The 26,141-nt window shown below is 73.9% G+C and carries 20 protein-coding genes and 2 rRNA genes; 17 read left to right on the forward strand and 5 right to left on the reverse strand.

The window, feature by feature from the left end; all coding sequences use genetic code 11:
• The 3 genes from ACZ7KF_RS40990 to ACZ7KF_RS41000 form a co-directional block, all read left to right on the forward strand.
• Positions 1-97: ribosomal RNA gene (locus tag ACZ7KF_RS40990) — 23S ribosomal RNA — on the forward strand; the annotation flags it as partial.
• A gap of 111 nt (positions 98-208) precedes the next feature.
• A 5S ribosomal RNA gene (rrf, locus tag ACZ7KF_RS40995) occupies positions 209-325 on the forward strand.
• A 1,358-nt stretch (positions 326-1,683) separates the two neighbouring features.
• Positions 1,684-2,511 (forward strand): tetratricopeptide repeat protein, encoded by an 828-nt coding sequence (locus ACZ7KF_RS41000; RefSeq protein WP_471087680.1) that lies wholly within the window; start codon positions 1,684-1,686, stop codon positions 2,509-2,511.
• A gap of 96 nt (positions 2,512-2,607) precedes the next feature.
• Here ACZ7KF_RS41000 and ACZ7KF_RS41005 read toward each other — a convergent pair whose 3' ends face one another.
• Positions 2,608-3,891, reverse strand: a complete 1,284-nt coding sequence (locus tag ACZ7KF_RS41005; RefSeq protein WP_471087634.1) for a DUF1015 domain-containing protein — start codon at positions 3,889-3,891, stop codon at positions 2,608-2,610.
• 74 nt (positions 3,892-3,965) lie between these two features.
• Here ACZ7KF_RS41005 and ACZ7KF_RS41010 point away from each other — a divergent pair, with 74 nt between their 5' ends.
• The 4 genes from ACZ7KF_RS41010 (at position 3,966) to ACZ7KF_RS41025 (ending at position 8,003) form a co-directional block, all read left to right on the forward strand.
• The gene (locus ACZ7KF_RS41010) at positions 3,966-4,994 is read left to right on the forward strand and encodes an HAD-IIA family hydrolase (protein ID WP_471087637.1); all 1,029 of its coding nucleotides are present in this window, start codon (positions 3,966-3,968) and stop codon (positions 4,992-4,994) included.
• Positions 4,995-5,062: 68 nt separating this feature from the next.
• A complete protein-coding gene (locus tag ACZ7KF_RS41015) occupies positions 5,063-6,106 on the forward strand; it encodes a FecCD family ABC transporter permease (RefSeq protein WP_471087640.1) in 1,044 nt (347 codons plus the stop codon).
• The gene (locus tag ACZ7KF_RS41020) at positions 6,103-7,149 is read left to right on the forward strand and encodes a FecCD family ABC transporter permease (RefSeq protein ID WP_471087643.1); all 1,047 of its coding nucleotides are present in this window, start codon (positions 6,103-6,105) and stop codon (positions 7,147-7,149) included. Before ACZ7KF_RS41015 ends, ACZ7KF_RS41020 begins: the two co-directional genes overlap by 4 nt.
• Entirely contained in the window at positions 7,146-8,003 is an 858-nt protein-coding gene (locus ACZ7KF_RS41025; RefSeq protein WP_471087646.1) for an ABC transporter ATP-binding protein, read from the forward strand. Before ACZ7KF_RS41020 ends, ACZ7KF_RS41025 begins: the two co-directional genes overlap by 4 nt.
• Before the next feature lie 36 nt (positions 8,004-8,039).
• Here ACZ7KF_RS41025 and ACZ7KF_RS41030 read toward each other — a convergent pair whose 3' ends face one another.
• On the reverse strand, positions 8,040-8,387 hold the full coding sequence (locus ACZ7KF_RS41030) for a sterol-binding protein (RefSeq protein WP_471087648.1): 348 nt from the start codon (positions 8,385-8,387) through the stop codon (positions 8,040-8,042).
• 42 nt (positions 8,388-8,429) lie between these two features.
• Between ACZ7KF_RS41030 and ACZ7KF_RS41035 the strand changes: the two genes are divergently transcribed.
• From ACZ7KF_RS41035 to ACZ7KF_RS41060, 6 genes are all read left to right on the forward strand, one after another.
• Positions 8,430-8,726, forward strand: coding sequence for a hypothetical protein (locus ACZ7KF_RS41035; protein ID WP_471087651.1), 297 nt, complete (start codon positions 8,430-8,432; stop codon positions 8,724-8,726).
• Positions 8,727-8,733: 7 nt separating this feature from the next.
• On the forward strand, positions 8,734-9,549 hold the full coding sequence (locus ACZ7KF_RS41040; RefSeq protein ID WP_471087654.1) for a TlyA family RNA methyltransferase: 816 nt from the start codon (positions 8,734-8,736) through the stop codon (positions 9,547-9,549).
• Positions 9,546-10,451, forward strand: coding sequence for an NAD kinase (locus ACZ7KF_RS41045; protein ID WP_225829183.1), 906 nt, complete (start codon positions 9,546-9,548; stop codon positions 10,449-10,451). The genes ACZ7KF_RS41040 and ACZ7KF_RS41045 overlap by 4 nt, the downstream gene beginning before the upstream one ends.
• A gap of 167 nt (positions 10,452-10,618) precedes the next feature.
• The gene (gene recN / locus ACZ7KF_RS41050; RefSeq protein WP_471087657.1) at positions 10,619-12,361 is read left to right on the forward strand and encodes a DNA repair protein RecN; all 1,743 of its coding nucleotides are present in this window, start codon (positions 10,619-10,621) and stop codon (positions 12,359-12,361) included.
• 19 nt (positions 12,362-12,380) lie between these two features.
• The gene (locus ACZ7KF_RS41055) at positions 12,381-13,133 is read left to right on the forward strand and encodes a hypothetical protein (protein WP_471087659.1); all 753 of its coding nucleotides are present in this window, start codon (positions 12,381-12,383) and stop codon (positions 13,131-13,133) included.
• A 285-nt stretch (positions 13,134-13,418) separates the two neighbouring features.
• Positions 13,419-14,573 (forward strand): glycosyltransferase family 4 protein, encoded by a 1,155-nt coding sequence (locus ACZ7KF_RS41060; RefSeq protein ID WP_471087662.1) that lies wholly within the window; start codon positions 13,419-13,421, stop codon positions 14,571-14,573.
• Between the two features lie 7 nt (positions 14,574-14,580).
• Here the strand turns inward: ACZ7KF_RS41060 and ACZ7KF_RS41065 are convergent, their stop codons facing one another.
• Together ACZ7KF_RS41065 and ACZ7KF_RS41070 are read right to left on the reverse strand one after the other, a co-directional pair.
• Positions 14,581-16,227 (reverse strand): PucR family transcriptional regulator, encoded by a 1,647-nt coding sequence (locus tag ACZ7KF_RS41065; protein ID WP_471087666.1) that lies wholly within the window; start codon positions 16,225-16,227, stop codon positions 14,581-14,583.
• A gap of 50 nt (positions 16,228-16,277) precedes the next feature.
• Complete coding sequence (locus ACZ7KF_RS41070) at positions 16,278-17,660, reverse strand: FAD-binding protein (RefSeq protein WP_471087669.1); 1,383 nt, start codon at positions 17,658-17,660, stop codon at positions 16,278-16,280.
• 138 nt (positions 17,661-17,798) lie between these two features.
• On the opposite strand from ACZ7KF_RS41070, the gene ACZ7KF_RS41075 reads away from it, so the two are divergent.
• From ACZ7KF_RS41075 to ACZ7KF_RS41085, 3 genes are read left to right on the forward strand one after another with little or no spacing between them, the layout of a single operon-like run.
• Positions 17,799-18,167, forward strand: a complete 369-nt coding sequence (locus tag ACZ7KF_RS41075; protein WP_471087672.1) for a hypothetical protein — start codon at positions 17,799-17,801, stop codon at positions 18,165-18,167.
• On the forward strand, positions 18,167-19,060 hold the full coding sequence (locus tag ACZ7KF_RS41080) for a hypothetical protein (protein WP_471087675.1): 894 nt from the start codon (positions 18,167-18,169) through the stop codon (positions 19,058-19,060). Before ACZ7KF_RS41075 ends, ACZ7KF_RS41080 begins: the two co-directional genes overlap by 1 nt.
• Entirely contained in the window at positions 19,060-23,673 is a 4,614-nt protein-coding gene (locus tag ACZ7KF_RS41085; protein ID WP_471087677.1) for a CHAT domain-containing protein, read from the forward strand. Before ACZ7KF_RS41080 ends, ACZ7KF_RS41085 begins: the two co-directional genes overlap by 1 nt.
• Before the next feature lie 30 nt (positions 23,674-23,703).
• On the opposite strand, the gene ACZ7KF_RS41090 is transcribed toward ACZ7KF_RS41085, so the two are convergent.
• Entirely contained in the window at positions 23,704-25,506 is a 1,803-nt protein-coding gene (locus ACZ7KF_RS41090) for a glycoside hydrolase family 15 protein (protein WP_471087683.1), read from the reverse strand.
• A gap of 518 nt (positions 25,507-26,024) precedes the next feature.
• Here ACZ7KF_RS41090 and ACZ7KF_RS41095 point away from each other — a divergent pair.
• Positions 26,025-26,141: hypothetical protein (locus tag ACZ7KF_RS41095; protein WP_471087686.1), on the forward strand; the 117-nt coding region annotated here is incomplete at its 3' end.

Genomic DNA, 26,141 nt, shown 5'->3' on the forward strand with positions numbered 1-26,141 from the left:
GTAAGGCTCCCAGTAGACGACTGGGTTGATAGGCCGGATCTGGAAGCCAGGTAACTGGTGGAGGTGACCGGTACTAATAGGCCGAGGGCTTGTCCATTGATGCTCGCGTCCACTGTGTATGTTCTGAGGCAACGAACGGTTGCCGGCTTTGAGTCGAACACATCAACACAATTGAAAAGTGTGCTTGTTCGCTCGAAACCATTAGGGTTTCGGTGGTCATAGCGTGAGGGAAACGCCCGGTTACATATCGAACCCGGAAGCTAAGCCTCACAGCGCCGATGGTACTGCAGGGGGGACCCTGTGGGAGAGTAGGACGCCGCCGAACAATCTTTGGAGGACCCCTGGTCCCAGCGTTCAGCTGGGACCAGGGGTCCTTTTGTTTTTACAATGCTTGCGGTACCGAAGACAGGAGTCGCCATGTCCACCAACTCTCCCGACGACCGACCGGAGCGCGACCAGCGGCGACGGGACAGTGGTGACCGGGGCGACCGCGGCGGCTTCCGCCGTGACAACGACCGGCGCGACGGTGACCGTGGCGGCTACGGCCGGCGTGACGACAACCGCAGCGGTGGCTACGGCCGTCGTGACGACCGCCGTGACGACCGTCGTGATGACCGCGACCGTGGTGAGCGTGGCGGTTTCCGCGGCCGGGACGACCGGCGCGACGACCGGCGCGATGACAGCCGTGGCGGTGGCTACCGCCGCGAGGGCGAGCGGGGTTCGCGTCCGGGCTTCCAGCGGGACGACCGTGACCGCGGCGACCGCGGCGACCGTCCCTCCTTCCGTCGTGACGACCGGGGTGACCGTCGTGACGACCGCGGTGGTTTCCGCCGTGACGACCGGGGCGACCGGGGCGACCGGGGTGACCGTCCCTCCTTCCGTCGTGACGACGACCGCGGTGGCTTCCGCCGCGACGACCGGCGTGACGACAACCGCAGCGGTGGCTACGGCCGTCGTGACGACCGCCGTGACGACCGTCGTGATGACCGCGACCGTGGTGAGCGTGGCGGTTTCCGCGGCCGGGACGACCGGCGCGACGACCGGCGCGATGACAGCCGTGGCGGTGGCTACCGCCGCGAGGGCGAGCGGGGTTCGCGTCCGGGCTTCCAGCGGGACGACCGTGACCGCGGCGACCGCGGCGACCGTCCCTCCTTCCGTCGTGACGACCGGGGTGACCGTCGTGACGACCGCGGTGGCTTCCGCCGTGACGACCGGGGCGACCGGGGCGACCGTCCTTCCTTCCGTCGTGACGACCGCGGCGACCGTCCCCCCTTCCGTCGTGACGACCGGGGTGACCGTCGTGACGACCGCGGTGGCTTCCGCCGTGACGACCGGGGCGACCGCGGCGACCGTCCCTCCTTCCGCCGTGACGACGACCGCGGTGGCTTCCGCCGCGACGACCGGCGTGACGACCGGCGCGGCGACGACCGCGGTGGCTTCCGCAGGGACGACCGCCGTGACGACCGCAGGGACGACCGTCGCGATGACCGCGACCGTGGTGAGCGTGGCGGTTTCCGCGGCCGGGACGACCGTGGTGCCCGTGGGCCCCGCAGGGACGACCGTGGCGGTCGGCCCGGCGGTTTCCGGGGGCGCGACGGCCGGGACGGCCGGGACGACCGCCGTGGCGGCGGCCGGTTCCGTGAGGACCGGGAGCGGGACCGGGACCGCGAGCCGATCAAGCGGCTGCCGATCCCGGAGGACGTCACCGGTGACGAGATCGACAAGGACGTCCGCCAGGAGCTGCAGAGCCTGCCCAAGACGCTCGCGGAAGACGTCGCCAAGAACCTGGTGATGGTCGCCCGGCTGATCGACGAGGACCCCGAGGGCGCCTACGGCTACTCCAAGGTGGCCCTGCGTCTGGCGTCCCGCGTGGCCGCCGTGCGCGAGGCGGCCGGCTTCGCCGCGTACGCCAGCCAGAAGTACGCCGAGGCCCTCGCCGAGTTCCGGGCCGCCCGGCGGATGACCGGCAGCGTGGAACTGTGGCCGGTGATGGCCGACTGCGAGCGTGGGCTCGGGCGGCCGGAGAAGGCGCTGGACATGGCCGGTGCGCCGGAGGTGCACAAGCTGGACAAGGCCGGGCAGGTCGAGATGCGGCTCGTCGCCGCCGGTGCCCGGCGTGACATGGGCCAGCTGGACGCGGCCATCGTGACCCTGCAGAGCCCGGAGCTGGCCTCCCACTCGGTGCAGCCGTGGACCGCGCGTCTGCGCTACGCCTACGCCGACGCCCTGCTGGCCGCCGGCCGGGAGCGCGAGGCACGGGAGTGGTTCGCGAAGGCCGTCGAGGCCGACCGGGACGGCAGCACGGACGCCTCCGACCGGCTCGCCGAGCTGGACGGCGTGGAGTTCGTCGACGCCCTGGCCGAGGACGGCCCGGACGACTCCGAGGCGCCCGCCGAGTCCGCGGACGCCTCCGCGGAGGACGGCGACGAGGACGCCTCCGCGGAGGACGGCGACGGGGACGGCGACGAGGACGGCGACGACGAGGACGCCAAGGACGGCGGCAAGGACTGACGTCCGGTACCGGGACCGGTACGGAGAAGCGTCACCGACAAGAGGGCAGGCTCCACGGGGAGCCTGCCCTCTTTCGTGTGCCGTGTGCGGTCCCGCTCAGACCTCCAGCGCCCGCAGCACCAGCCCCGAGGCCGGCTTCGGGCCGAACGACGTCGACTTGCGGGGCATCGTCACGCCCTGCTGGGCCAGGTCGCGTACGACCTCCTCGCGGACCGGGTGCATCAGGACCGCCGTACCACCGTCGCGTTCCGCCTTCTCCACCGTCGCGGCCGTGTCGTGGATGTAGGCGATGTGGGCCGGGGAGTCCTCGGGGATGCGCCAGACGTGGTCCAGCAGCGCGGCGTGCAGGACCGTGGCGTCCAGGGAGCGCCAGGCGGCCGGGCGGTCCGCCGGGATCGTCCGGGCCAGCAGATCCGGGTCCGGGCGGTCCAGCAGATGGAAGGCGCCGTCGCCGGCCAGCAGGAAGGCGTTCCCCGTGCGGGAGGCCTCCGCCAGGGCCGCCAGGGCCTTGGACAGGGGCACGTCGAGGTGCCGTACCCGGAACAGGCCCTCCACCGCGGCCAGGGCGTCGGCGACCGGCAGGCCGTGCAGCAGCCGGTGGATGGCGCGCACGCGCAGCGGATAGCGCGCGGTGTCCACCAGCAGGACCAGGCCGTAGTCCCAGGGGCTGGGAGAGGGGTGCTCCGCGCGCAGCTGCCGGTAGGTGGCCCAGCGGTGGTGGCCGTCGGCGATCAGGGCCTGACGGCCGGCGAGGTCGGTCTGGATGCCTGCCAGGTCCTGGGGGTCGGTGACGGACCACAGGCGGTGCCGGAAGCCGTCCTCGGTGGTCGTGGCCAGCAACGGAGGCTTCTCCGCCGTACGTTCGACGACCTCCGCGGCCGTGCCGTCACCCCGGTACGTCAGCAGCAGCGGTTCGAGGTTCGCGCGCGTGGCGCGCATCAGGGCCGCGCGGTCGGCGACGACGGGCGGCATGACGTCCTCGTGCGGCAGCACCACGCCCTCCGCGGGATCCGAGACCCGCAGGGTGCCGATGACTCCGCGCTGGAGCATCCCCTCGCCGTCCCGCTGCTCGTACACGTACAGGCCGGGCTCCGGGTCGGCGGCGAGGACGCCCTCGTCCAGCCAGCGGTAGAGGGTGTCGGCGGCCTGCTCGGTGCGGGCGCTCGGGGTGCCGGCCTGGGGCAGGATCAGCCGGACGATGTTGTAAGGGTCGGCCGACTGGAGGTGGTGCAGGCCGTCGGGCCGTACGACGACGTCGTAGGGAGGGGAAGTGACGGAGGCGAGGCTGCCGACCCGGTCGGGGTCGTAACGGAGGCCTCGGAACGGGATGAGTTCCAGGCCGCGGCGCTGCGTTGCCTCCGGGTGACCTGCTGTGTTCATCCCGGCATCGTACGTGTGTCAGCGGTGTGGGGGATGATCGGGGGAAACGCGAGCGAACGAGGAGCGATGTGGACATGAGCCAGGGCGTCAGGACGAGGCCCGAGGGCAGTGGGCAGCCCCTGAACGAGGCGTACGACACGGCGCTGCTCGATCTGGACGGAGTGGTGTACGCGGGCGGGAACGCGATCGCGCACGCGGTCGACTCGCTGGAGGTGGCCCGGACGGGCGGTATGCATCTGGCGTACGTCACCAACAACGCGCTGCGGACCCCGGACGCGGTGGCCGAGCACCTGACGGAGCTGGGGATACCGACGGGGGCCGACGACGTCATCACCTCCGCGCAGGCCGTCGCGCGGCTGATCAGCGAGCAGGTGCCGGCCGGGGCGCGGGTGCTGGTGATCGGCGGTGAGGGACTGCGGGTGGCGCTGCGCGAGCGTGGCCTCACGCCGGTGGAGTCCGCCGACGACGACCCGGCGGCGGTCGTCCAGGGGTACGGCGGGCCGGAGCTGACCTGGGGCCGGTTCGCGGAGGCGTCGTACGCCGTCCGGCGTGGCGTGCCGTGGTTCGCGTCCAACACCGATCTGACGATTCCGAGCGGGCGGGGCATCGCGCCGGGCAACGGGGCGGCCGTGGAGGTCGTCCGGATCGCGACCGGTGCGGAGCCGCAGGTCGCGGGCAAGCCGCTGCCCCCGATGCACCGGGAGACGATCATCCGGACCGGTGCCGAGCGTCCGCTGGTGGTCGGGGACCGGCTGGACACGGACATCGAGGGCGCGTTCAACGGCGGGGTCGACTCGCTGCTGGTGCTGACCGGTGTCACCGACGGAGCGCAGCTGCTCGCCGCGCCGCCGCAGCACCGGCCGACCTATGTGGACGCCGATCTGCGGGGCATGCTCACCGGACAGCCGGAAATCACCCGGGAGGGTGAGGGATTCCGCTGCGGCGGATGGACGGCGACGGCCGGGACGGACCGGCTGGAGCTGACGGGCGACGGAGAGGCACTGGACGGCCTGCGGGCGCTGTGCGCGGCGGCCTGGACGGCGGCGGGAGAGGGATCCTGCACGCTGGACGGGGAAAAGGCGCTGGCCAGGCTGGGGCTCTGACGGGCGGGCAGCAGGAACACGGGAGCCGGGGATCGAGAACGAATGCGAGGGTAGGCTAACCTAACCTCGTGTTGGTCGACAGTCCTCCGGAACCGCGCGCGGAGACCGCCCCCGCGCCCCCAACCCGCCGGGCGGCGCGGGCCCTTGGCCTCCTGCTCTCGGTCGTGCTCCTGCTGCTCGTCGCTCTGGCGAGCATCGCGATCGGGGCGAAAGCGCTGTCGCTGGACCAGGTCTGGCACGGCCTGTTCCACGACACGGGGACGTACGGGGACGTGGTCGTGGACGACCGGCTCGCGCGTACTCTCCTCGGTCTGCTGGCCGGTGCCGCGCTCGGTCTGTCGGGCGCGGTGCTCCAGGCGCTGACCCGCAACCCGCTGGCCGAGCCCGGCCTGCTCGGCATGAACGCGGGCGCCTCGGCCGCCGTCGTCACGGCCATCACCTACTTCGGCGTCACCAGCCTCTCCGGCTATGTGTGGTTCGCGTTCCTCGGTGCGGCGGCGGTCGGTGCGCTGGTGTGGTTCCTCGGCGGCAGCCGGGGCGCCACCCCGGTGCGGCTCGCGCTCGCCGGCACGGCCATCAGCGCCGCCCTGTACGGCTATCTCCAGGCCGTGATGATCACGGACGACGCGGCCCTGGGCAAGATGCGCTTCTGGACGGTGGGTTCCCTGGCCTCGGCCGGCTGGTCCACCATCACCCAGGTGCTGCCGTTCCTCGCGGTCGGCACGGCCCTGGCGCTCGCGCTGGCCCGGCCGCTGAACGCCGTCGAGATGGGCGACGACACCGCCCGGGCCCTCGGCGCGAACCTCAACCGGGTGCGCGCGCTGGCCATGCTGGCCTCCGTGACGCTGTGCGGCGCCGCGACGGCCGCCTGCGGTCCGATCGTCTTCGTCGGCCTGATGGTCCCGCACGTCGTGCGCTCCTTCACGGGCCCCGACCTGCGCTGGATCCTGCCGTACGCCACGGTCCTGGCGCCCGTGCTGCTGCTCGGCGCCGATGTCGTCGGCCGCGTCGTGGTTCGCCCCTCGGAGCTCCAGGTCGGCATCGTCACCGCGATCATCGGGGGCCCGCTCTTCATCCTGCTCGTACGACGGCGGAGGACGGCTCAGCTGTGAAGACCCATTCCCGGAGCCGTGTGGTACGCGCCCCCGGCGGCCTGTCCCTGCGCCTGGACCCGCGTGCCCTGATCGTCGTCGCCCTGCTGCTGGCCGCCGCCTGCGCCGCCGGAGTCGCCCTGATCGGCACCGGCGACGCGAAGATCCCGGCCGCCGACGTGCTGCGCACGCTCGCCGGTGACGGCACCGCCTACCAGGACTTCATCGTCAACGAACTGCGGCTGCCGCGGGTCCTGGTCGGCCTGCTGGTGGGCGCCTCCCTCGGGCTGGGCGGCGCGCTGTTCCAGTCCATCTCCCGCAACCCGCTCGGCAGCCCGGACGTGCTCGGCCTGTCGCAGGGGTCGACGGCCGGCGCGCTGGTCGTCATCGTGCTGATGTCCGGCAGCGCCGCCCAGGTGACCGTGGGCGCGCTGGTCGGCGGGCTGGCGACCGGACTGGCGATCTACGCGCTCGCCTGGAAGCAGGGCGTGCACGGATACCGGCTGGTGCTGGTCGGTATCGGCGTCAACGCGATCGCCACGGCGGTCAACGGCTATCTGCTCACCAAGGCCGACCTGGTGGACGCGGCCCGCGCGGTGGTGTGGATGACCGGCTCGCTCAACGGCCGTGACTGGGAGCAGGTCTGGCCGCTGCTCGCGCTGTGCGCCGTCCTCGTCCCGCTGGTCCTCGCCAACGCGCGCGGCCTCAGGATGATGGAGATGGGCGACGACATCTCCCACGCGCTCGGCGTGCGCGTGCAGCGCGTCCGGCTCCTGCTGATGGTCTCGTCCGTCCTGCTCACCGCCGCCGCGACCGCCGCCGCGGGACCCGTCAGTTTCGTCGCGCTGACCGCGCCGCAGCTCGCCCGGCGCCTGACCCGCTCGCCGGGGCCGAACCTGGTGCCCTCGCTCTGCATGGGCGCGGCCCTGCTGGTCGCCGCCGACTGGGCCTCCCAGCGCGTCTTCGGCGCCGACCAGTTGCCCGTCGGCGTGGTCACCGGCGTCCTCGGCGGTGCCTACCTGCTGTGGCTGCTGGTCACCGAGCGCCGGGCGGGCCGGATATGAAGCGCACGCCGGGCACGACCCCGAACACCCCTAGGAGCACTGTGAACCGCCTGGCCGCCGAAAACGTCACCCTCGCCTACGACCAGCGCGTCATCGCCGAACAGCTGTCGGTGGAGATCCCCGACAACTCCTTCACGGTGATCGTCGGCCCGAACGCGTGCGGCAAGTCGACGCTGCTGCGGGCGCTGTCACGGATGCTCAAGCCCAGCCAGGGCCGGGTGCTGCTGGACGGCCAGGCCATCCAGTCGATGCAGGCGAAGAAGGTGGCCCGGACCCTCGGCCTGCTGCCGCAGTCGTCCGTCGCGCCCGACGGCATCACGGTCGCCGACCTCGTCGGGCGGGGCCGCTACCCGCACCAGGGCCTGCTGCGCCAGTGGTCGGCCGAGGACGAGCGGGTCGTCCAGGAGTCGATGCGGCAGACCGGGGTCGCGGAGCTGGCCGAGCGCTACGTGGACGAACTGTCCGGCGGGCAGCGGCAGCGCGTGTGGATCGCCATGGCGCTCGCCCAGCAGACCCCGCTGTTGCTTCTGGACGAGCCGACCACGTACCTGGACATCCAGCACCAGATCGACGTCCTCGACCTCTGTGCCGAGCTGCACGAGGAGCAGGGCCGCACGCTGGTGGCGGTGTTGCACGACCTCAACCACGCCGCACGCTACGCCACCCACCTCATCGCCCTGCGCGGCGGCCGGGTGCTCGCCGAGGGCGCCCCGAAGGACATCGTCACGGCCGAGCTGGTCGAGGAGGTCTTCGGACTGCGCTGCCAGGTCATCGACGACCCGGAGACCGGCACCCCGCTGGTGGTCCCGGCGGCCCGCAAGGCACGCGCGGAACGGGTCACGGCGGCTCCCTGACCGGCCGGGTGCCGGCGGGAGGCCGGCCGGGCGTGTCTACAGCAGCTTCCTGAGCCGGAACAGGTCCAGCAGGCTCGCCTCCAGCCTCACCCGGCCCGAGCCCCAGGCGGTGGCGAAGTTCAGCTCGCCGGACACCAGGGCCACCAGGTCGTCCCCGGCCAGGGCGAGCCTTATCTGCGCCTTCTCCCGCGGCGGCCCGGGAAGGGTCTCGTCCACCTCGATCCGGCCGCCGGTCAGCCGGCCGGCGAAGGTGACCTCCAGGTCCGTGATGTGGCAGCTCACCGAGCGGTCCAGGGCGGCAGCCGCGCGGACCTCCCCCTCGGCGCCCTGCATGTTGTCCGAAAGCTTCCCCAGTGCGGCGCGGCACTCCTCGATCGTGGCCATCGCCCACGACGGTACCCCAGCGGTTCGGGGTAGCGTCTGGGCATGAGCGAGTCCGTGTCCGAGGCCGACATCGGCACCGAGGAGGCGCCCGCGGACGACCCCGCGGCGCCCGCCCCCCTGAACGTCCCGCGCACCCCCACCGGCAACGCCGAGGTCGACGCCCAGCTGGACCGGCTGGCCGACGCCGACCACCTCGCCACCGACGGACACGTCGCGGTGTACGAGGATGTACACCGGGGGCTGCGCGACGCGCTCACCGCGCTCGACGCCCGCCCGGGACCCGCGGCCCCCTCACCGTCGTACAAGGCGCCTTCACCGGCGTACCAACACAGGAGCTGAACCGAACGTGGCAGGAGTCGCACGCCGCCGTCTCGACGCGGAGCTGGTCCGCCGGAAGCTCGCCCGCTCGCGCGAGCACGCCAGCCAGCTGATCGTCGCCGGGCGGGTCACCGTCGGCAAGACCCTGGCGACCAAGCCGGCCACCCAGGTGGAGACCGCGGCGGCGATCGTCGTGCAGGCCGACGACAGCGATCCGGACTACGTCTCCCGTGGCGGCCACAAGCTGGCCGGCGCGCTCGCGGCCTTCGTGCCGCAGGGGCTCGCGGTCGAGGGCCGGCGCGCGCTGGACGCCGGCGCGTCCACCGGCGGCTTCACCGACGTCCTGCTGCGCGCGGGCGCCGCGCACGTGGTCGCGGTGGACGTCGGCTACGGACAGCTCGCCTGGTCTCTCCGGAGCGATGAACGCGTCACCGTCAAGGACCGTACGAACGTACGCGAGTTGACGCTTGAGGCGATCGATGGGGAACCTGTGGATCTTGTCGTGGGCGATCTGTCCTTCATCCCGCTCGGGCTGGTGCTGCCGGCCCTGAAGCGGTGCGTGACGCCGGACGCCGATCTGGTGATGATGGTCAAGCCGCAGTTCGAGGTGGGCAAGGAGCGGTTGGGCAGCGGGGGTGTCGTACGGAGTCCGCAGCTGCGGGCGGAGGCCGTGCGGGGAGTGGCCGAGAAGGCCTGGGAGCTGGGGCTCGGGGTGCGGGGGGTCACCGCGAGTCCGCTGCCCGGGCCCTCGGGGAACGTCGAGTACTTTCTCTGGCTGCGGGCGGGGGCACCCCAGGTGGACCCGGCCGACGTCGACCGTGCAGTGGCGGAGGGGCCGCGTTGACACAGAATCTGGCGCGTACTGTTTTCCTGCTCGCCCACACCGGGCGGCCCGCGGCGATCCGCACTGCGGAACTCGTCGTCAAGGGCCTGCTGCGGCATGGCATCGGGGTGCGGGTGCTGGAGGAGGAGGCGCGCGACCTGCCGCTCCCGGACGAGGTGGGCCTCGTCAAGGAGGCGACTCCGCAGTGCCTGGACGGCTGCGAGCTGCTGATCGTGCTCGGCGGCGACGGCACGCTGCTGCGCGGGGCCGAGTTCGCGCGGGCCTCGGGGGTGCCGATGCTCGGCGTCAACCTGGGGCGCGTCGGCTTCCTCGCCGAGGCCGAACGGGACGACGTCGACCGGGTGGTGGACCGCGTGGTGGCGCGGTCCTACGAGGTCGAGGAGCGGATGACCGTCGACGTCGTCGTGCACCGCAACGGGGACATCGTGCACACCGACTGGGCGCTGAACGAGGCGGCCGTGCAGAAGGCCGGCGCGGAGAAGCTGCTGGAGGTCGTGCTGGAGATCGACGGGCGGCCGGTGTCGGAGTTCGGGTGCGACGGGGTGATCCTGTCCACACCCACCGGATCCACGGCGTACGCCTTCTCCGCCGGCGGGCCGGTGGTCTGGCCGGAGGTCGAGGCACTGCTGATGGTGCCGATCAGCGCCCACGCGCTGTTCGCCAAACCGCTGGTCACCTCGCCGGACTCGGTGCTGGCGGTGGAGGTGCTGCCGCACATCTCGCCGGGAGTCCTGTGGTGCGACGGGCGGCGGACCGTCGAGCTGCCGCCCGGGGCGCGGGTGGAGGTGCGGCGGGGAGCCGTGCCCGTCCGGCTCGCCCGCTTGCATCACTCTTCCTTCACCGACCGGCTCGTCGCGAAGTTCGCGTTGCCGACCACCGGCTGGCGAGGGGCGCCGCACTGAGGGGTTCGTCAGGACTGATCCTGTTTCGTCGGCGGGCGCGGCGCCTGTACGGCCGCCCGCGCCCGCGCGGCGGAGCCGCATGCCGACGCGGCTGCGCGCCCCCGGAGCCGGACCACTCCTCGGAGTGACACGGGCGGCCTGTGTGCACTCCCCGCCCCGGACCTCGTATGGTCTGTTCCGTGTTGGAGGAGATGCGGATACGGTCGCTCGGAGTCATCGACGACGCCGTCGTCGAGCTGTCGCCGGGATTCACCGCCGTCACCGGTGAGACGGGTGCGGGCAAGACCATGGTGGTCACCAGCCTGGGGCTGCTGCTCGGCGGCCGGGCGGACCCGGCGCTCGTGCGGATCGGGGCCGAGAAGGCGGTGGTGGAGGGGCGGGTCGCCGTACCCCCCGGCGCCGCCGCCGTCGTACGCGCCGAGGAGGCCGGGGCCGAGCTGGACGACGGTGCCCTGCTGATCAGCCGTACCGTGTCGGCCGAGGGGCGCTCACGGGCGCATCTGGGCGGGCGCAGCGTGCCCGTCGGGCTGCTCGCCGAGCTGGCCGACGACCTGGTGGCCGTGCACGGGCAGACCGACCAGCAGGGGCTGCTGAAGCTGTCCCGGCAGCGGCAGGCGCTCGACCGGTACGCGGGCGACACCGTCGCCGTGCCGCTCGCGAAGTACACCGAGGCGTACAAGCGGCTGCGCGCCGTCGCCACCGAGCTGGACGAGATCACCACGCGCGCGCGTGAGCGGGCGCAGGAAGCCGACATGCTGCGGTACGGGCTCGACGAGGTCGCGGCGGTGGAGCCGCGGCCCGGCGAGGACGTGGAGCTGGCGGAGGAGGCCGAGCGGCTGGGGCACGCCGAGGCGCTGTCGTCCGCCGCGACGGCCGCGCACGCCGCTCTGGCGGGCAACCCCGAGGACCCCGAGGGGATCGACGCCGCCACGCTCGTCGCGGGCGCTCACCGGGCCCTGGAGGCCGTGCGGTCGCACGACCCGGCGCTGTCCGCGCTCGCCGACCGGATCGGGGAGATCGGCATCCTCCTCGGTGACGTGGCCGGTGAGCTGGCCGGATACGCCGACGATCTCGACGCCGACCCGCTGCGGCTGGCCGCCGTGGAGGAGCGCCGGGCCGCCCTGGGCGCCCTCACCCGCAAGTACGGCGAGGACGTGGGCGCCGTGCTGGCCTGGGCCGAGCAGAGCGCCGCGCGTCTGACCGAGCTGGACGGCGACGACGAGCGGATCGAGGAGCTGACCGCCGAGCGGGACGCGCTCCGCACCGAACTGGGCGGCCTCGCCCAGGCGCTGACGGACGCACGGGCCGAGGCCGCCGAGCGGTTCGCCGCCGCCGTGACCGCCGAGCTGGCCTCGCTGGCGATGCCCCACGCGCGCGTCTCCTTCGACCTCCGGCAGACCGAGGACCCGGAGGGCGTCGAGGTCGGCGGGCGGACGGTCGCCTACGGCCCGTCGGGCGTGGACGAGGTGGAGCTGCTGCTCGCCCCGCACCCGGGCGCCCCGCCGCGGCCCATCGCCAAGGGCGCCTCCGGCGGTGAGCTGTCCCGGGTGATGCTGGCCGTGGAGGTCGTGTTCGCGGGCACCGATCCGGTGCCGACGTACCTCTTCGACGAGGTCGACGCGGGCGTGGGCGGCAAGGCCGCGGTGGAGATCGGCCGGCGCCTGGCGAAGCTCGCCAGGACCGCGCAGGTCGTCGTGGTCACCCACCTGCCCCAGGTCGCCGCGTTCGCCGACCGGCAGCTGCTGGTGGAGAAGACCAACGACGGCTCCGTCACCCGCTCCGGGGTGAAGGTCCTGGAGGGCGAGGAGCGCGTCCGCGAGCTGTCCCGGATGCTGGCGGGCCAGGAGGACTCCGAGACGGCCCGTGCGCACGCGGAGGAGCTGCTGGCGACGGCGCGGGCGGATCTCTAGCGGGACCTAGGGTGACCGGATGATCATCACTCGGAAGTCCGGCACCTTCCTGCTGTCCGCCGTGCTCACCCGGGCCGGTGTCGCGCTCCTGCGCGGCAACCCGCCCGGCGGCTCCGCGCGGTGGGAGCGGACGAACTACGCGGGCAGGGGCGTCGAACTGTACGCGGCGCCCGCCTCGGCGCTGGGCGCGGCGGTCGCCGCCGCCCGGGTGCACCCCGGTGCCGGGCTCGCCGTACTGGCCGCGGGGGCCTGCGGAGCGTACGACGACGTCGCGGGGGATCACCGGCGGGGGTTCCGCGCGCATCTCGGCGCGCTGCGCGAGGGCGAGGTCACCAGCGGGGCCGTCAAACTGTTCGGCATGTCCGCGGCCGGGCTCGTCGCGGGCGCGCTGCTGAAGGAGCGGCCGCTGGACAAGCTGCTCGCCGGGGTCGTGATCGCGGGCGCCGCGCACGCCGTCAACCTGGTCGACGTGCGGCCGGGGCGGGCGCTCGGCGCCGTCCTCGCACTCGGCGCGCCGGGGCTGCTGCGCGAGGGGCCCGCGGCCGGGCTGTCGGCCGCCGCGATGGGCGCCGCCGCGGCCGTCCTGCCCGACGATCTCGGGGAGCGCGCGATGATCGGGGACACGGGGGCGCACGCCCTCGGGGCCGCACTGGGGGCGGCCGTGGTGGCGGGAAACCGGCGCGCGGGGCTGCTCGCGCACGCCGTCGCACTGGTCGCCGCGGCCCGGTACGGTGACCGGGTGAGCGCGTGGGCGCGCACTGTGACCGGCTGACCTCGTCGTATGCCCACGCGGACCGTTCGGCCGCGCCGGGCCCGGCCTCACCCGTGTGGGTGATGTGCTCCGGCGCATTGCCCCGGCCCGCCGCACGGTGCGCCCTCCGGGATGTCCCTGAACGGCCGTGCCTCCTGGCATGCTTGGCGGGGGACGCGGGGTGGGCAACGGGTCCGAACGGTCCGTGCGGGAGGCGCGCGGGGCGCCTCCTTCCGCCCCCCTGAGCCCGCTACCTTCTGTACGTTCCCTCGTGACCGCCCCACGTGAACCAGGAGCCCCGGCCCCGTGAGCCCCGTGAGCAGCAACGCACCGCACGGCCAGTCGCCGCTGCGCACCGTGCAGGTGCTCGGCGGAGGCAACGCCGGCAGCAGCGCGCATGTGCGCTCCCTGGCCGAGGGGCTCGTGGCAAGGGGCGTGCGGGTCACCGTATGCGCCCCCGGCGAGGCCGATCACGCCTACGGCTTCACCGGGGTCGGCGCCGACCACGTGCACGTACCGCGCAGCAGCGACCCCGTCTCCGTGGCCGCGCTCCGGACGGCCTGCGCGAACGCCGACCTGGTGCACGCGCACGGCTTGCACGCCTCCTTCCGGGCCGTGCTCGCGCTCGGCGGGCGCACCACTCCGCTGGTGGTCACCTGGCACAACCGCGCCCACGCCGAGGGACCGCGGGCGCAGCTGCTGCGGCTGCTGGAGCGCCGGGTGGTGAAGACCGCGGCGGTGGTCCTCGGCACCAGCCCCGACCTGGTCGACCGGGCCCGGCGGACCGGCGCGCGCGACGCCCGGCTCGCGGCCGTCTCCCTGCCGGGCCGGCGCCGCCCCGGCGCCCTCCTCGACGCCCTCGACCTCGGCGACCCCGACCGGCTGCGGTCCAAGATCCGTGCCGAACTCGGTTCCACCGGCCGCCCCTTGCTCATCGCGGTCGGCTCCCTGGACCGGCACCGCGGCTACGACGTCCTGCTCGACGCGGCCCGCGCGTGGCGGGCCCTGGACCCGGTGCCGCTGGTGGTGGTCGCGGGGGAGGGGCCGCTGCGGCCGGCGCTGCAGCGGCGGATCGAGGACGAGGACCTGCCGGTGCGGCTCATCGGGCGCCGTGAGGACGTGCCCGAACTGCTCGCCGCCGCCGACCTGGCGCTGCTGACGAGCCGCTGGGAGTCACGGTCCGTCCTCGCCCAGGAGGCGCTGCACGCGCGTGTGCCGCTCGTCGCGACCCGGGTCGGCGGCATCCCGGACCTCGTCGGCGACGCGGCCGAACTCGTCCCGTACGGCGATCCGGCGGCCCTCGCCGACGCCGTCGTACGGCTGCTCGCGGACCCGGAGCGGTGCGCGCTGCTGCGTGAGCGCGGGCGGCGGCAGGCCGCGACCTGGCCGACCGAGGACGAGACCGTCGCCCAGGTGCTGAGCGTCTACGACGAGTTGACTCAGCCCCGGCCGCTGGCCTGAAGGGCCCTCAGGGGACGTGCCGGCGGGCGCGCAGGGCCAGGCTCAGTGCCAGCACCGTCTGGGGATCGTCGAGGTCGGTGCCCAGCAACTCCCCGATCCGGGCCAGCCGGTTGTACAGCGTCTGCCGGTTCAGGTGCAGTTCGCGGGCCGTCTCCGCCTTGCGTCCCGCGTGCGCCAGATAGGTCTCCAGGGTCGGCAGCAGCGGCGGCCTGGAGCGGTGGTCGTGATCGCGCAGCGGACCGATCGCGCGGTCCACGAAGGCCGCCAGGTCCGGGTGGTCGCGCAGCCGCCACAGCAGCAGGTCGATGTCGAGGCGCCGGGCGTCGTACCAGGGCCGGTCGGTCAGCCCCTGGGCCGCCGTCGCCGTCTCCGCCGCGTGCCGCAGCCCCGCCGAGGCCGCCGCCCAGCCCCCGGCCACCCCGACGACCACCACCGGCGGCGGTGAGCCCGGCCGCCGCATCCCGGCCCGCTCCACCCCCGCCCGCAGCGCCGCCGCCACCCGGTCCGCGACCGCCGGCCGCTCCGACTCCGAGCGCAGCCCCAGCAGCACCAGCACCCGGCCCTCCACCGGCCGTACGCCCAGCAGCACCGGCACCCCCACCGCGGCCAGCTCCTCGGAGACCGCCCGGGCCAGTACCGCCCAGCCCCCGCCGGGGGAGAGGGAGTCCCCGAGCCGCATCACCACGGGCAGCAGCGGGCTGTCGCCGGGCTTGAAGCCGAGCACCCGCGCCTGCGCGGGGGCGTCCTCCGCCGCGATCCGGCCCTCGGCGAGATCGGTGAGGAAGTCACCGCGTCCGCGCGCCGCCAGTTCCTCCTCCTGCCGGGCCTGCATCAGCACCACGGCCAGGATGCCGGCGGCCCGCTCGGCGGCGATCCGGTGCACCGGGGCCAGCGGCGAGCGGACCGGCAGCAGCACCAGGCGGGCGCGCACCGAGCCCGTCGTGCCGGGACCGCCGCCGGGCACCTCCACCAGCACCGAACCGGCGGGCGGCGGAGCCTCCTTGTGCGGGCCGCGCAGCCCCTCCCAGACCTGGAGCGGGTCCGCGCCCTCGGGTCCTTCCCCGGCGGCGTACAGCAGCCGGCCGTCGGCCGTCTCCAGGAACACCGGGTTGTCGCTGAAGCCGGCGAGGATGCCCAGCACCTGCGGCACCCCGCCGCCGCCCAGCAGCGCCTCGGTGCAGCGCCGGTGCACCTCCTCCGCGCGCTGGAGCAGCGCGTAGTGGCCGTTGACGATCTCGGTGTGGATCTCCTCGGTGACCGTCACGAAGGGCACCTCGCGGTGCAGCTGCACCAGCGGCAGCCCGGCCGCCCGGGCCGTGTCCACCAGCGCCGCGGGCAGCCGGGCGAAGCGCGGGCCCAGCTCCACCACCAGGGCGGCGATCCCCCGCTCGGCCAGGGTCCGCACGAACGCCCGCTGCTCGGCCGGGCGGGTGCCGAGGCCGTAGCCCGTGGTGAGCAGCAGCTCCCCGCCCTTGAGCAGCGAGGCGATGTTCGGGACCTCGCCCGCGTGCACCCAGCGCACCGTGCGGCCGAGCCGGTCGGCGCCCGCCAGGACCTCCGGCAGCCCGCTGCGCAGACCGGGCAGCTCCAGCGCCCGCTGCACGGTGATCCCGGCGCCCTGGGTGTCGAATCGGTGGTCCGTACGGCTGTCCATGCAGCGGACGCTACCTGCGCAAACGCCCCGAGGACAGCTGCGGAGGCCGGCTACACCGGCCGGATGTTGTGGTTGAAGCGGAACACGTTGTCGGGGTCGTACCGCCGCTTCACCTTCTCCAGGCGCAGGGTGTTTCCGGCGCCCAGACCCGCCCGTACCCGCTCGGGGCCCTCGTCGCCGACGAAGTTGAGGCAGACGGCGCCCGTGCTCCACGGCCGCAGGCCGGCGCGCACCTCCCGCACCCAGCTGACCGCCCGCTCGTCGTCGGCCGGATCCGCCCAGAGCGCGAGGGGGTGCGCGGTGAAGGCGGCGTCCCGGTACGGCACCGGGTACTCGTGCGGACCGGCCGCGATCGCGCCGCCCTGCGGGAACAGCAGCTGCTTGGTCCTGCCGGGCGCCGGCATGCCGTCCGCGCGGGCGCAGAAGACGTCCACCGCCTCGTCCGGCAGACCGGTCAGACACTCCGCGGACCACTGGCAGCGCAGCCCGGGGGGATCGTCGAGCATGCGCTGCACGTCGGCGTACGGCAGGTCACCGGACAGCTCCGCCTCGTGCGGCAGCGCCAGCAGCGGCTCGGCGAGTCCCCGCAGCGCGTCCGCGGGGCCCGCGTAGGTCAGCAGCACACCGCAGACCGGCCTGCCCACCAGTGCCCCGGGCACGAACCGTGCGGGCGGTCCGGTCAGATACAGCGCCGCGCCGCCCAGCTCGTCGGGCGCGCCGCCGAGGACCTCGCGGAACGCGCGGACCGCGGCCGGACCGGACTCCGGGAGGTACAGCAGCAGCACGACGGAGAACTCCGGCAGCTCGTGCAGCAGCAGGGTCAACGCGGTGGCGACGCCGAAGTTGCCGCCCCCGCCGTGCAGCGCCCAGAACAGCTCGGGGTTCTCGTCCACGCTCGCGTGCACCCGCTCGGCGTCGGCGGTCACCAGCTCCACGGCGATCAGGTTGTCGACGGCGAGCCCGAAGGCGCGGTCCAGCCAGCCGCTGCCGCCGCCGAGCACGAAGCCGCCGACGCCGGTGGTGGAGGCCCGCCCGCCGGTGGTCGCCAGACCGTACGACCGGGTGGCCCGGTCGAGATGTCTCATCGTGGCGCCCCCCTCGATCCGGACGGCCTCCGCCGCCGGGTCGACCGTCACCTCGTGCATCCGGCGCAGATCCACCACGAGCGCGCCGTCGCCCAGTGCCGTACCGGCGACGCCGTGGCCGCCGCCGCGCACCGCGATGCGCAGGTCCAGCTCCCTGCCGAAGCGCACGGCCCGCACCACGTCGGTGGCGTCCGCGCACTGGGCGATCACGGCCGGCCGCCGGTCGATCATCGCGTTGAAGACCGTACGGGCCTCGTCGTAGCCCGGATCCCCCGGGGCGAACACGTCTCCGACCAGGTCCTCGCGCAGCGCGGCGAGGGCCGCGCCCGCCTTCGAGCGGGAAGCCATGGCCGCCCCCCTCCCGGAACAGGGGCTGGGGTCCGCTCCCAGAATAGGCGGGCACGCTCGCCGCGGCGTGCCGAGGTTTCCGCGGCTCCCGGGCAGGAAGACTCTTGCCTGTCGTGCTCGTCGGGGGCGGGGGGAGACATGGACGAAGAGGACGTGCTGGCGGCTGCCGTCGCCGTACGGCCCTATCTCGGCGAACTCGCGGGCGCCGAGGCCGAACGGATCGAGCAGGAGCTGACGGAACTGCTGGCGCGCGCGGCGGCGGGCGAGCCGGCCAAGGTGCCGCTGCTGACGCTGCTGTCGCGGAATCCCGCGACGCGGGAGTGGATACGCCGGGCGCTGACGGTGCCCCGCGAGTACCGGGCCTTCCAGGCGCGGGGCGGGACCGCTGACGTACCCGGGCTGCGGTACGTGTGCCCCGGGTGCGGGCTGGAGTGGTACCGGTTCAGCGTGCTGGACCCGGTCCCGGTGTGCGAGACGGACGAGATCCGCTACGAGCGTGCCTCCTGATGCTCGCCAAGTTCGGGGAGAAGACCGGCGAGGGTCTCGCCGCGCAGCTGCTGCTCCGGCTGCTCACCCCGGCGGGGATCTTCTGGGCGGGCGGACTGGCGGCCGGGGCGAGCCGGCTCGGGGCCGACGGGCTGCGCCGGGCCGGACGGCGGTTCGCGGAGCTGCCCACGGTCCTGCAGATCACCGTGGTCCTCACCGCGGTCCTCGCGGTCCTCGTCTCGGCGGTCGTCGCGGAGAAGCTCTCGCTCCCGCTGCTGCGGCTCCTGGAGGGCCACTGGCCCGGACGGACCGGTGAACGCGCGGCGCGACGCCTGCACGCACGCCGGGAACGACACCAGCGCGAGGCCGTACGCCTCGAACAGGCCAGGCGCCGCGGCGGCCTGTCCGCCGGTGAGGCCCGCGCCCTGGCCCGGCTCCAGGCCCGGCTGCGGGACACGCCCGGTCTCCTGGAGCAGACCCTGCCCACGCGGCTCGGCAACCGGCTGCGCGCCGCCGAACTCCGGCCCAAGGCCAAGCACGGCCTGGACGTCGTCGCGTGCTGGCCGCACCTCTGGCTGGTGCTGGACGACTCGACCCGCGCCGAACTGGTCCAGTGCCGGACCGAACTGGACACGGCCGTGCGGGCGTACTGGTGGAGTCTCGCGCTGGTCCTGTGGACCCCGCTGGCCTGGTGGGAACTGCCGCTGGGGCTGCTGCTGGCCGTCCTGGTCCACCACGGCTGGCTGCTCGGCGCCGCCGGCGATCACGGCGACCTGACCGAGGCCGCCTTCGACCTCCACGCGGCCGGCCTCTACACCGCCCTCGGCTGGACACCGCCCGCCCGGCCGGATCCGGCCAAGGGTGAGGAACTGACCCGCTACCTGTGGCAGGGCCTGACTCCGGGAGACACGTGATGGACGAACCACTGGGCGGACTGCGCGCCCTGGTCCTCGACCTCTGCCTGGCGGCCGGCTGGCGGGACACGGCACGCCTGATCGACCGCTACCCGGTCCTGCTCACCGACGACACCGACGCGCTCCTCGCCGCGCTGATCGACGCCGACCCCGACGAGGGGCGCCGCCGCATCCTCGCCGACCACAGGGAGCTGCTGCGCGGCGTCCGGGAAGCCGGCCTGGAACGGACTCTGCTGCGGTTCTCCCTCACCAAGACCGAGGCCGGCCTCGCCGAGGACCTCGACCACCTCGCCACCCAGGTGACCGCGTTCACCTCCGCCCCCCGCTCGCAGAGCCTGCGCCTGCTGGAGAAGTACCCGCTGCTGCTGCATCCCGCCGTGCCCGACGTCATCGCCTCCCTCGCCGAAGCGGCGGACGCCGACGGGGATCCGTTCGCCGAGGGCGTGCGACGCGTCGGGCGGCTGCTCGACCGGGCCCGCGAGGTCGGCGGACCGCGGGCGCTCACGGAGCAGTCGGTGGCGGAGTACCTCGCCTTCGACGAGGGCCGCCTGCGCGACCTGATCGCCTCGTGGCCCGAACTGCGCGATCCCGCCGCGGGGCAGATCATGGCCGAGGCGGCACGCCGGGCCCGCCGCCGTGAACGGAAGCGGATCGAGGCCCGGCTGGCGGTGTGGCGCGAGTTCACCGCGAGCTACGACGAGAGCCGGGTCCTGGACCTGCGCACCTGGGAGGCGCTCACCGACGACGGTCGGCTCGCCCTGGTCGGGCGGTACCTGGCCGCCGCACCGTCCGAACTGGGCGGAATCCTGCGCGAGCACCCCGAACTGGGCGAAGACGACGGTACGACGTTCGCCTTCCTCGAGCGCATCCGCCGGGCCATGGCGGAGGACGACCAGCCCGAAGCGGTCCGGATCGCCTTCCGGATGGTCCTCGCCTCCCACGCCCGGGGCAGAACGGACCCGGCGGAGGTGCCGGCCGGGGCCGAGCAGGACTTCGCCGAGGTCCTGACGGCCTTTCTGAACGTCGACGACACACGGGCCCTGCGCGGCCTGGTCGATGCCCACCCCGCCGTCCTGGTCAGCGTGCTCGCGGCGGACCTCCTCACGGTCGCCGGCCTGGTGCCGGATCTCGACCGCGCCCGCCTCCTGGCGGCGTGCCTGGAGAACGGTGTGTCCGAGACCTTCGCGGACGCCGGGCCCGAGGCCGACGGATCGGGTTCCGTGGGCGCCCTCCGCGGGCTCGCCACCGAAACGTTCGGCACCTTCCAACGCACCCGGCGCCCCGCCGACGGGGTCACGGCGGCCGTACTGGCCGAGGCGGCCGCCCTGCTCCTTCCCGAGGGAACCGAGGAACGGGCGGCGGCCTTCGGATACGCCGGTGAGATCCGGCTGTTGGCCGCCTTCCACACCGGCGCGCCACACGATCTGAACACGGCGATCCGACAGTTCACCGCGGCCCTGGCCTACGAGCCGGGGACCGGCCGCCGCAATCAGGACCGGCTCAACGCCGCCTCCGCGTACCGCGAACGAGCCACCCGGGCCGGCACCGCCGAGGACCTCACCCGGGCCCTCGCACTGCTGGAACCGACGCTCGCCGACGATCCCGCCGAGCCGGGACTGCGCGACCAGGCGGCTCTGCTGCTGGTGCTCGTCCTCAAGGAACGCGGCACGGCGCTGCGGTCCGTCGCGGACCTCGACCGCGCCCTGGAATCCGTCGAGCAGGTACTCCCCGATCAGCGACGGTGGCTGCGGCGTGAGGTGCTCCAGGCCCGCCGGGACCTGACCGGTGACCACAGCCGCCTGCTGGCCCGGCTCAGGGACGACGCGCAGCGGGCGCCCGACGAGTTCGAGGTCCGTTTCGCTCTGGGGGAGGCCCTCGCACAGGCCGCCAAGGACCAAGTGCTCTTCGCCACCGCCGGGAGTGCCGGACCGCTCGACGAAGCGGCGGCGGAGCTGCGCGCCGCCCTGCGGATCGCCCGGACCGAGGACGAGGCACTGATGGTCAGGATCCGCCTCACGGAACTCGGGGAACGGTCCGTGCTGAGCGCCGGGGCATCGCCCGCGGTCATGATCGAGTCGGCCGAGGAGACGCTGAGACTGGCCCGCCGGGGCGGAGCGCGGCGGCTGCCGTACGCACTCGTCCTGTCGGGCCGGGCGTTCCGGCTGGCGGCACGCTCGAGTGGCGATCCCGCCGATCTGCGCCGCGCGCTGGACAGGCTGGACGCGGTGGCGGAGCTGGAGCCGACGGAAGAGGTCGCGCGTCTGCACCGGCATGAGCACGTCGAGGTGATGCGGCTGGTGTTCGAGCTGACCGGCGACCGGGACGCGCTGGACCAGGCCATCGAGACGACCGAGTCCACGCTGTCCCCCAGGGAACCGTTCGAGCTGAACGAGCTGGGCCTGCTGTACGCCGAGCGCTTCCACATCACCGGCAGCGCCGCGGACATCGACCGGGCCGTCGACGCCGCCCAGCGCGCACTGGACCTGCTGACACCGGGCAGCTGGGACTGGCGGAGCGCGGCCATGAGCCTGGGGAACCGGCTGATGACGCGGGCCGCGATGTACCAGAACCGGACCGACGCCGACCTGGCCGTCGAGATTCTCCGCCAGGCCGTGCTCGCCCGGCCGGACGAACGACTCGTGGACACCCAGGCCCGGGCTCTCACCAACCTCGGCAGCGCGCTGCACGCCCGGTACCGGCTTTCCGGCGAGGCCGCCGACCTGGAGGAGAGCGCGCGGATCCTGGGCGAGGCCTGCGACCTCACCGACCCCGCAGCGCCGCGGCGCGCCCGCCGTCTGTTCAACCACGCCAACGCCCTGCAGGAGCAGGCCCTGCGCAACCAGGATCCCGAGGGGCTGGACAGGGCCGTCTCCGGATACCAGGAGGCGATCGACCTGGTCGGCAACGACGCCTTCCGTGACACCTACAAGGTGGGCCTGCTCGGCGCCCTGCAGCACCGGGACGTGTACCGGGACCGACTCCTCGCGCTGGCCACGGACGTACTGGACACCTGCGACGCGCCCCGCCAGGTCATTCTGGCCGCACACGTGCTCGGCAACGCCCACGCGGCCCTCGACCGGTGGGAGGAAGCAGCCGCCGCCTACCGGCGCGGCCTGGAGAAGCTGGCCGTCGCCGTACGCGTCGAGCCCCTCCGCAGCCACCGCGAGGGCTGGCTCCGCACCGGACACGGGCTGCCCGTGAGCGCCGCCCTCGCGCTGAGCCGCCTCGGACGGCACAGGGAGGCCGCCGAGGTCCTCGAACGCGGGCGGCTCATCCTGCTCGACCGGGCCCTCGAACGCGCCGCGGCCGACCTCGCCCGCCTCCGCGGCGACGGCCACGACGACCTGGCCGACCAGTGGGAGGCCCTCGACGGCACGCTGGCCGCGCTGGAGGCCGCCGAGCAGCACGCGGAGGAGGCCACCCATGCCTGGGCCGACCTGTCGACCCGCATGACCGCGGCCCTGGCCGCCCAGTCCGGCCTCCTGGCCGCCATCCGCGCCCTGCCCGGCCACGCCGGGTTCCTGCGCGCGGACACCGCCCTCCCGCCCGCCGCCGCCGACCGGGGCCGGCCGCTCGTCTACCTGGCATCCACGTACCGGACCGGTTTCGCGCTGATCGTGCGAGGCTCCGACGACGTCACCGCGGTGTGGCTGCCCGGCCTCGCCGAGGACCGCCTGACGGACGAGCTGACCCGGTCCGAGCGGGAACGGTCACCCCACGACCTGGTCACCTGGCTGTCCGCCGCCGTCTCCACCCCCCTCGCCGAGGCACTCGGCGAGCGCTGCACGCTGGTCCCCGTCGGCCTGCTGGGACAGCTCCCGCTGCACGCCGCCGTCCCGGACCTGACGGTGGCCTACGCCCCCAGCGCACGCATGCTCGCCCTCGCCCGGACCGACGCCGACCGCTCGGAGTTCCGAGACGTCCTGGCCGTCGCCGACCCGACCGGCACCTCCCTCGCGCCGCTGCCCGCGGCGCGGCTGGAGGCCGAGGTGGTGACGTCCGTCTTCGCGGCGCACAGACCCCCGCTGATCGGAGAGGACGCCACCCGCGCGGCCGTACGGGCCCAGGCACCGGCCGCCGGCGTGCTGCACCTGGCGGGCCACGGCCACGCCTCGGCGCACAGCCCGCTCGACAGCGGCCTGGTCATGGCCGACGGCGAGCTGCTCACCGCCCGCGACCTGGCCGAGGCCGGGCTCGGCGCCCGTCTGGTGATCCTCTCCGCGTGCGAGAGCGGGGTCGCGGGAGCCGACCTCCCCGACGAGGTCATCGGCCTGCCCACCGGCCTGCTCCACGCCGGTGCGTCGGCGGTCCTGGCCACCATGTGGCGCGTTCCCGACGCCGACGCCCTCCTCTTCGCCGTCGCGTTCTACGACGCCTGGCGCCGGCGGAACCTCGATCCGCCGGACGCCTGCACCGCCGCCCGGACGTGGCTGCGCACCACGACGGACGGCGAGAAGGCGCAGTACTTCGCCACGCTCATGGAAGACCCGGCGTCATGGCTCCCCCGTGCGGTCGCCGAGCGCTGCTGGGAACACCTGATCCTCAACGACCCCGGCGCCCGCACCCACGCCGACCCGGCCCGGTGGGCCGCCTTCGCGTACTACGGCGCCTGAACCGGTGGGCGCGGGCCCCCGGCCCCGCGCTCAGCCGCCGTACGCCCCGGAAGCGGTCAGCCGCAGTGCCGTGTCGATCAGCGGAACATGGCTGAACGCCTGCGGGAAGTTGCCCACCTGGCGCTTCAGGCGCGGGTCCCACTCCTCGGCGAGCAGACCGAGGTCGTTGCGCAGGTCGAGGAGCTTCTCGAACAGCTTGCGGGCCTCGTCCACGCGGCCGATCATCGCCAGGTCGTCGGCCATCCAGAAGGAGCAGGCCAGGAAGGCGCCCTCGTCACCCGGCAGACCGTCGACGCCCGCGTGGTCGCCTTCCGTCGGGTAGCGCAGGATGAAGCCGTCCGCGGTGGACAGCTCGCGCTGGATGGCCTCGATCGTGCCGATCACCCGCTTGTCGTCCGGCGGCAGGAAGCCCATCTGCGGAATGAGCAGCAGGGAGGCGTCCAGTTCCTGGGAGCCGTAGGACTGGGTGAAGGTGTTGCGCTCCTTGTCGTACCCCTTCTCGCACACGTCCCGGTGGATGTCGTCGCGCAGCTCGCGCCAGCGCTCCAGCGGGCCGTCCGCGTCCCCGGACTCGATCAGCTTGATCGTGCGGTCCACCGCGACCCAGGCCATCACCTTGGAGTGCACGAAGTGCCGGCGCGGGCCGCGCACCTCCCAGATGCCCTCGTCCGGCTCCTGCCAGTGGTCCTCCAGGTAGCGGATCAGCTTCAGCTGGAGCAGGGAGGCGTAGTCGTTGCGGGCCAGGCCCGTCATGTGGCCCAGGTGCAGGGCCTCGGTGACCTCGCCGTACACGTCCAGCTGGAGCTGGTGCGCGGCGCCGTTGCCGACCCGGACCGGGGCGGAGTTCTCGTAGCCCGGCAGCCAGTCCAGCTCCGCCTCGCCCAGCTCGCGCTCGCCCGCGATGCCGTACATGATCTGCAGGTTCTCCGGGTCGCCGGCGACCGCCCGCAGCAGCCACTCGCGCCAGGCGCGGGCCTCCTCGCGGTAGCCCGTGCGCAGCAGCGAGGACAGGGTGATCGCCGCGTCCCGCAGCCAGGTGTAGCGGTAGTCCCAGTTGCGCACGCCCCCGATGTCCTCCGGCAGGGAGGTGGTGGGCGCGGCGACGATGCCGCCGGTCGGCGCGTAGGTGAGGGCCTTGAGGGTGATCAGGGAGCGGACCACCGCTTCGCGGTACGGGCCGTGGTACGTGCAGTGGTCGACCCACTCGCGCCAGAAGTCCTCCGTCGCCTCCAGCGCGGCCTCCGGCTCCGGCAGCGGCGGCGGCTCCTTGTGCGAGGGCTGCCACGAGATGGTGAACGCGATGCGGTCACCGGGGGCGACGGTGAAGTCGGCGTACGTCGTCAGTGCCTTGCCGTAGGTCTCGGCCTCCGTGTCGAACCACACCGAGTCCGGGCCGGCCACGGCCACCGTGCGGCCCTCGTGCTTGTGCACCCACGGCACCACCCGGCCGTAGGAGAACCGCATCCTGAGGGCCGAGCGCATCGGCACCCGGCCGGTGACGCCCTCCACGATCCGGATCAGCTGCGGGGCGCCGTCACGCGGGGGCATGAAATCGGTCACGCGTACGGTGCCGCGCGGGGTGTCCCACTCCGACTCCAGGATCAGCGAGTCACCGCGGTAGCTGCGCCGGGCGGCCGTGGGGGGCTTGGAGTCGGCGGCGTGCGCCGGGCCGAGCCGCCAGAAGCCGTGTTCCTCGGTGCCCAGCAGGCCGGCGAAGATGGCATGCGAGTCGAAGCGGGGCAGGCACAGCCAGTCCACCGTGCCGTCCCGGCAGACCAGCGCCGCGGTCTGCATGTCTCCGATGAGTGCGTAGTCTTCGATGCGCCCGGCCACGTGCAACTCCAGTCGAACGGCCACGTCACCCCCGCGCAGGGGGCTGTCGCTAGTGCGGTCAAGGGGTCGTTGTTGTGCGTCGTTGAGCGGTGAAGCAAAGCAGCCCGCCGAGCCCTGAGGCAAAACGACAGTCTTTGCTCAACGAACTGCCGCGCTCTCGTTGTTCCGGGTGATGCAGGCGGGGGTGTGCCCGTCGGTCCGGCCGGGCTCGGCAGCGAATGTCCGAGCAGGATACGACGCACGTAGATGATCTGCGCGCCGCTCCGGGCAACCCGTGTGGGCCGAACGAGTGAGCAGAGGGTGAAGAGTGACGGCAGTGACCCGCGTGGTGTAGCCGCCCCGTGGGCGGTCGAGCGCGGAGCGTGGCCGGAAGCCATCTCGCCGCGGCGCTGATACGCTGGTAGCCCGTGGACCGGTGGAAGAAAAACCCCCGAACCGCAGCGACGGCACCCCCGGGACCTCCGGGTCGGCAGCCGTACCGCATCGAAGACAGCGACCACGGGAGCCCCCTCTTGGCCATGCCGCCGAAATCTACGACGACCAAGCACATCTTCGTCACCGGGGGTGTCGCCTCCTCGCTCGGCAAGGGTCTGACCGCCTCCAGCCTGGGCATGCTGCTCAAGGCCCGCGGCCTG

This window comes from Streptomyces sp. NPDC038200 (assembly GCF_055600785.1).